General features: G+C 61.7%; 8 protein-coding genes and 1 tRNA gene. 4 read left to right on the top strand and 5 right to left on the bottom strand.

Annotation, left to right across the window (positions count from 1 at the left end; all coding sequences use genetic code 11):
* Positions 1–195: 195 nt before the first annotated feature.
* Positions 196–268: transfer RNA gene (locus AUR66_RS18175), tRNA-Arg, on the bottom strand.
* A gap of 82 nt (positions 269–350) precedes the next feature.
* Entirely contained in the window at positions 351–602 is a 252-nt protein-coding gene (locus AUR66_RS18180) for a Sec-independent protein translocase subunit TatA/TatB (RefSeq protein WP_058573556.1), read from the bottom strand.
* Between the two features lie 264 nt (positions 603–866).
* Here AUR66_RS18180 and AUR66_RS18185 point away from each other — a divergent pair, with 264 nt between their 5' ends.
* Both AUR66_RS18185 and AUR66_RS18190 read left to right on the top strand, forming a co-directional pair.
* The gene (locus AUR66_RS18185) at positions 867–1,370 is read left to right on the top strand and encodes a redoxin domain-containing protein (protein WP_058573557.1); all 504 of its coding nucleotides are present in this window, start codon (positions 867–869) and stop codon (positions 1,368–1,370) included.
* Positions 1,371–1,442: 72 nt separating this feature from the next.
* Positions 1,443–2,255 (top strand): HD domain-containing protein, encoded by an 813-nt coding sequence (locus tag AUR66_RS18190; RefSeq protein ID WP_058573558.1) that lies wholly within the window; start codon positions 1,443–1,445, stop codon positions 2,253–2,255.
* Positions 2,256–2,330: 75 nt separating this feature from the next.
* Here AUR66_RS18190 and AUR66_RS18195 read toward each other — a convergent pair whose 3' ends face one another.
* From AUR66_RS18195 to AUR66_RS18205, 3 genes are all read right to left on the bottom strand, one after another.
* Positions 2,331–3,239, bottom strand: a complete 909-nt coding sequence (locus tag AUR66_RS18195; RefSeq protein ID WP_058573559.1) for a mechanosensitive ion channel family protein — start codon at positions 3,237–3,239, stop codon at positions 2,331–2,333.
* On the bottom strand, positions 3,236–3,484 hold the full coding sequence (locus AUR66_RS18200) for a YhbY family RNA-binding protein (RefSeq protein WP_058573560.1): 249 nt from the start codon (positions 3,482–3,484) through the stop codon (positions 3,236–3,238). Before AUR66_RS18200 ends, AUR66_RS18195 begins: the two co-directional genes overlap by 4 nt.
* Positions 3,485–3,577: 93 nt before the next feature.
* Entirely contained in the window at positions 3,578–3,853 is a 276-nt protein-coding gene (locus tag AUR66_RS18205; protein WP_058573561.1) for a ribonuclease P protein component 4, read from the bottom strand.
* A gap of 130 nt (positions 3,854–3,983) precedes the next feature.
* On the opposite strand from AUR66_RS18205, the gene AUR66_RS18210 reads away from it, so the two are divergent.
* Together AUR66_RS18210 and AUR66_RS18215 are read left to right on the top strand one after the other, a co-directional pair.
* Positions 3,984–5,042: a glycosyltransferase family 4 protein gene (locus AUR66_RS18210; protein WP_058573563.1), complete on the top strand. Its 1,059-nt coding sequence runs from the start codon at positions 3,984–3,986 to the stop codon at positions 5,040–5,042.
* A 96-nt stretch (positions 5,043–5,138) separates the two neighbouring features.
* The coding region (locus tag AUR66_RS18215; protein ID WP_058573562.1) for a glycosyltransferase at positions 5,139–5,965 on the top strand (827 nt) is incomplete at its 3' end.

A 5,965-nucleotide genomic window follows, 5' to 3' on the forward strand; every position in this document is an offset into this window, starting at 1 on the left:
CTCCGCTCGCAGGAAAACGGGCGTGACGGGAGTCCCGCGAGCGAAGCGAGTGGGACTCAGGAACGCCCGCTGAACGAACGAAGTGAGTGAAGCGGACGTGACGGGATTCGAACCGAACCGAGACTCGTTTCACTCGTCTCGTAGGGCTACGAATCCCGTCATGCCGGTTCGTTCGTCGCGTCGCTCCTCACTGCACGGGCGTGACGGGATTCGAACCCGCGATCGAGAGGTTAGGAACCTCTCGCCCTGTCCACTAGGCCACACGCCCTGCCGAGAACTCTCTCAGGGCTCGACAAAAATCGCGTGGTTCGACCCCATTGGGCCGAGAGAAACGAGAGATGGAGCTGCGATTAGTTCTCCGCCTTAGCCGACGTCTTCTCCGTCGAGAAGTCGTCTTCGTCGTCGTCTTCGCCTTGCATCTCTGAGAGCTCTTCTTCGATTTCGCTACGTCCGCGCTTGAACTCGCCCATTGCCTGCCCGGTGGACCGCGCGAGCTTCGGAATCTTGTTCGCGCCGAACAGCAGGACGAGCACGAGGAGGACGATGAGCAGCTCCGGCCCGCCCGGAAGTCCGGGGAACAGAGGGGTGATGGTCTCGAACATCGCTGTTTTTGCGTAACCCAGTGGCAATTATAGGCTTTTTGCCTTCTACGGCTTCTCGAATAAGAGACTATCGGCCAGATGGAACTGTCGAGAAACGTCGATACGGACCTCGAGACCCTCGGAGACGTGAATGTAGCTGATATCGAACCGATTCGAACCTGACACATCGTGTCGGGTGGCAAACACACGCTCCATCGATTTTCGTCGCGGACAGTCGTTCCACTTCCCGTGAATATAAGATGGAGACCTCAATATTGTGGTCGTATGGTATCTGTCGGAGACTCCGCCCCAGACTTCACCGCACCGAAGACGGACATCGACGGCGACATCGAGTCGTTCACGCTCTCTGAGAACCTCGACGACGCACCCATCGTCCTCGCGTTCTTCCCCGCGGCGTTCACCGGCGTGTGCACCACGGAGATGTGTACCTTCCGCGACCAGATGGCCAACTTCGACGACATCGGCGCGACGGTCTACGGCATCAGTATCGACACGCCGTTTACGCTCTCGGAGTTCGCCGAGAAGAACGACCTCAACTTCGACCTCATCAGCGACACCAACCGCAACCTCATCGAGGCCTACGACATCGAGATGGACTTCGCAGACCTCGGCGTCTACAGCGTCGCAAAGCGCGCTGTCTTCGTCGTGAACGCAGACGGCGACGTCACCTACGAGTGGGTCAGCGACGACCCCGGCGTCGAACCCGACTACGACGCCGTCGAACAGGCAGCGTCCAAGACGCTCGAAGAGCCGTCCGAAGCAGCGTAAACCGGCACGCGGCACGCTCCCGTATCGCATTCCCGCCAATCCTTTTTTCTTGCTGCGAGGTCCACTCAGGTCATGGCCGATTCTGAAGAGACTATCAACGGTGGTCGAGTCTACGACCCTGATGCTGACCACGCTTTCCCCGACGAGAAACTCAACGAGATTCTCCCTGTCCTGCTCGAAGACGAAGAGGTGACGACTCTCCTCGAAGCGCAGAACGTGAACGCGGTCACGCGCAAGGGCTACAACGACCACGGCCCGAAGCACATCGAAATCGTCCGTAACCGCGCGCTTCGCCTCTACGACCTCCTCAAGCGCGGTGGGTGTGAGTTCAACGGCGCGGCAGACCACGGCCTCGACGAAGCAGACGAAGCTGTCATCATCGCGCTCGCAGCGCAGTTGCACGACATCGGGCACATCGTCCACCGGGACAACCACGCCTACTACTCTATCCCACTCGCGTCGGACGTCCTCGACCGGTTCCTCCCACAGTTTTACGACCTCGCAGACACCGTCCGAATCAAAGCAGAAGTCCTCCACGCGATACTCTGTCACCACCGCGAGGAAGACCCACTCACTCTCGAAGCGGGCGTCATCCGCGTCGCCGATGCCCTCGACATGGAACACGGGCGGTCACGCATCCCGTACGAGAAAGGTGGACGCGGCATCAACACGCTCTCCAGTCAAGCGATTAGTAACGTCTCACTGAAAGAGGGCGACGAAAGTCCGGTCCTCGTCGAAATCGAGATGGTGAACGCGGCCGGCGTCTATCAGGTCGACAACCTCCTGAAGGCGAAACTCGACGGGTCGGGTCTCGAAGGCCACGTCAGAATCGTCGCCGTCAACACGCGGTCCGAAGAACAACTGGTCGAACGTATCGAACTCTGAGCAGTCAGGGAGTAAAAAGTCGAGATGGAAGATGCGAGACGCCGGGGCGTCTGCGTCTCGATGAGCCCGTGAATCTCAGTCGTTCGACTGGACGAGACGGTCCATCCCGCCGACGGACAGTTCGCCACTGAGCGTCCGGTTCGGGTAGGGGATGTCGATTCCCTCCGCGTCGAACCGTTCTTTCACCGACGTGACGTACTCGCCACGCGTCTTGACGAAGTCGGCACGGCTTGGGTCGGCAATCCAGATGCGCGACTTGAGCGTGACGGACGAGTCGCCCAGTTCGGTCAGGCGAACCGACGGCGCGGGGTCGTCCATGATACCGTCGTGGTTTTCGGCCTCTTCGAGGATGATGTCTGTCGCCTGTTGGATGTCGTCGTCGTAGCCGATGCCGAACGGCACCTGCAGACGGAGTTTGTCCTTCGCGACGGGGTTCTTGATGACGCCGTCGGTGAGTTGCGAGTTCGGCACGGTGAGCAGTTCGTTGTCGAAGGTCCGAACGCGCGTCACGCGGAAGGAGATGTCCTCGACGATACCGGAGTTACCGTCCCACTCTATCCAGTCGTTGATGCGGAACGGTTTGTCGGTGAAGATGAAGATACCCGCGACGAAGTTCGCGATGACGTCTTGCAGCGCAAAGCCAATCGCGAGTGTCGCCGCCGCACCGATGGTCGCGAGTGACTGTAGGATATTTCCGAGTCCGGCGAGCGCGAACCCTGCGCCGAGGGCGACGAACGCCACGACGAGCGTCACGACCTTCATCAACGGTTTCTGTGCGTGTTCGTCCGCGCCGCGCCGGTCAAGGATGCGACGAAGGATGGACGACAACAGGGCTTTGCCGACGATGTAGACGACGGCGAACCCGACGACGAATCCGAGGAGTGTCCCGAGTATTCCCGCGTACGGAATGCTCTGCTGTGCGAGAATCCGACCGATTGCCCCGCCGTCACCCTGTAACTGGAGTGGGAGTGTGAAGACGTTCATCTATGGAAGACTGCTGTTTTCCCTCGTGTCTCGACGAGGTCCGCGTTCACTCGCTCGGCGAGGTCTGCGGCCGCTTCGTCGATGGTCGTTCCACCGAGGGCCGCGCGGAGGAACTTCGCCTTGACGAGGTTTCGGTCGGCGAGTTGGTCGTTCAGTTCGCCGACGACGGCCTCGATTCCACTCTTTCCTACCCAGACCGTCACGTCGAGGTCGTGGGCTTCCTTTCGAAGGTCCTGTGTGTTCATGCGTGGATTCTACTATGTCGGAGGGCCCTTCAATAGTAAGGCTTTGGGCGACGTTTGGGGGTCAAACCCACGGTACGACAGCACTCGCCGCCGTCAGTACGGGTAGCGTTTCGTCGCACCACAGTCGCACCTGACGACGACGTGCCCACCCGGACGTGTTCGGACGCGGGCGTTGACGCCTGGAACGAGATACGCATCACATTCGTCGCAAGTGAACCGGCGGAATTCCTTCGGAAGTCCGCAGCGATTCCGCTCTGCGACGCGGCGGGCGAGGCGGACGTACTCACGGGCCACGTCGTGGTCTCGGTCCGATGCCGCCTCGCGGGCGAGGTGGTGGAGTCGGTCGATTCGCTCCTCCGCGATGCTCATGGTAGGTCGGGGGAGTGGCCGAGACATAGGCGTTCCGAACTACTGGAGTGGGTCGGACGGCCGAGCGTCTGTGTGGGTGACCGACCGAGAAGCCGGTAGGGTCAAAACCCACCCGAAAGAACTCCGGAACGTGCGCGTACTGAACTACCTCGAGTTCGCTTCGCAACTCGAACGGAGCGGTATCGGGACCTCCACCGACCAACAACGGGCGGCGCTGGCGACGACCGACGTGGACGTCGTCACGTCCCCGTGGCCCGATTCGCCGCTCTCTGCTGCGGTAGATGTCGCGCGTGGCGACTGTGTCTTCCGCGACTACGACGTCGCCCACTGCAACCTCATCGGACCGGGGTCTGTCGCCGTCGCCAGACACGCGAAGCGAAACGACATCCCACTCGTCCTCCACTCGCACGTCACCCGCGAGGACTTCGCCGAGAGTTTCCGCGGGTCCAACGCCGTCGGACCCGCCCTCGGAAAGTACCTCAAGTGGTTCTACTCACAAGCGGACGTAGTCCTCTGTCCCTCCGAGTACACCAAGCGCGTCCTCGAATCGTACCCGGTCGATGCCCCGATTCGCCCTATCTCGAACGGCGTCGACACCGACTCTCTCGAAGGGTTCGAGGCGCTCCGTGACGAGTACCGAGAGAAGTACGACCTCGACGGCATGACCGTCTTCGCCGTCGGCAACGTCTTCGAGCGAAAGGGCCTGACGACCTTCTGTGAAGTCGCCAAACAGACCGACTACGACTTCGCGTGGTTCGGCCCGTACGACACCGGCCCACACGCTTCGAAGAAAGTCAAATACTGGGTCGAAAACGCCCCCGAGAACGTGACGTTCACCGGGTGGATAGACGATATTCGCGGCGCGTTCGGCGCGGGTGACGTGTACCTCTTCCCGACGAAGAACGAGAATCAGGGCATCGCCGTCCTCGAAGCGATGGCGTGCGGCAAAGCCGTGGTCCTCCGCGACATCCCCGTCTTCGAGGAGTTCTACACGCACGGACACGACTGCCTCAAGTGCTCGACCGACGAGGAGTTCCGTCGCGCACTCGACCTGCTCGACCGCGACCCAGACCTCCGTCGTCGTCTCGGCGAGAATGCGCGTGCGACCGCCGCAGAACACAGTCTGGACCGTGTCGGCGACCGACTCGTCGAGACCTACGAAGACGTCCTCGCCGGGACCCTCGACTGAATCGACTCGTTCTCCCGTTCATTAACGCTTCGCGACACACTGACACGCCAGCGAGAAGTCACAACAGTTTATCCCGTTGGCCTCACAGCACCGCCCATGCAGTCGGTCGCCGCCTTCACCGACACGTACCTGCCGACCGTCAACGGCGTCACGTACACGATTCAGACGTGGCGCGAGCGGTGGCAACAGCGCGGTGGCCGCATGGACGTCGTCTTCCCGAAGGACGACGAGTACACGCCCGAACCGGGCGAGTACGCCGTTCGGAGCCTTCCGTTCCCGTTCTACGAGGGGATGCGCGTCGGCGTACCGCGCGTCCCCGACGCAGTCGAAGACGCGGACCTCGTCCACGCGCACACGCCGTTCGGCCTCGGGTTAGCAGGCCTGCGACTCGCTCGTCGCCGTGACTTGCCGTTCGTGGCGACCTACCACACCCCGACTGGCGAGTACGCCGAGTATCTCAGTTCGGTCGACGTCATCGAACGCGGCGTCGAACGAACTGCCGAGCGCTACGAACGGTGGTTCTTCGACCGTGCCGACGCAGTCATCGTTCCGAGCGACGACGCGAAGCGACGCCTCGTGGACGAAGTCGGCGTCGACGCCGAAATCGTCGTCCTCTCGAACGGCATCGACACCGAGCAGTTCGCTCCGGCCGACGGGGACGCCTTTCGCCAACGATACGGCCTCGGAGACGGTCCACTCGTCGGGTACACCGGGCGCCACGGCTACGAGAAACACCTCGACGAACTCGTCCACGCGGCGAAAGACCTCGACGTGACGCTCGTGTTGGGTGGCGACGGCCCCGCCCGCGACGAGTTAGAGCGACTCACAACCGACCTTGGTGTCGACGCTCGATTCCTCGGCTTTTTGGACCGCGAAGAACTCCCGGCGTTCTACTCCGCGCTCGACGTGTTTGGATTCCCCAG

The sequence above is a fragment of the Haloferax profundi genome, assembly GCF_001469865.1.
Lineage (GTDB): Archaea > Halobacteriota > Halobacteria > Halobacteriales > Haloferacaceae > Haloferax > Haloferax profundi.

What these genes read in the sequence shown, in the direction of transcription:
- AUR66_RS18185 (WP_058573557.1), top strand. Translation starts at nt 867, where the DNA reads ATGGTATCTGTCGGAGACTCCGCCCCAGACTTCACCGCACCGAAGACG.
- AUR66_RS18200 (WP_058573560.1), bottom strand. Translation starts at nt 3,484, where the DNA reads ATGAACACACAGGACCTTCGAAAGGAAGCCCACGACCTCGACGTGACG.
- AUR66_RS18205 (WP_058573561.1), bottom strand. Translation starts at nt 3,853, where the DNA reads ATGAGCATCGCGGAGGAGCGAATCGACCGACTCCACCACCTCGCCCGC.
- AUR66_RS18180 (WP_058573556.1), bottom strand. Translation starts at nt 602, where the DNA reads ATGTTCGAGACCATCACCCCTCTGTTCCCCGGACTTCCGGGCGGGCCG.
- AUR66_RS18190 (WP_058573558.1), top strand. Translation starts at nt 1,443, where the DNA reads ATGGCCGATTCTGAAGAGACTATCAACGGTGGTCGAGTCTACGACCCT.
- AUR66_RS18195 (WP_058573559.1), bottom strand. Translation starts at nt 3,239, where the DNA reads ATGAACGTCTTCACACTCCCACTCCAGTTACAGGGTGACGGCGGGGCA.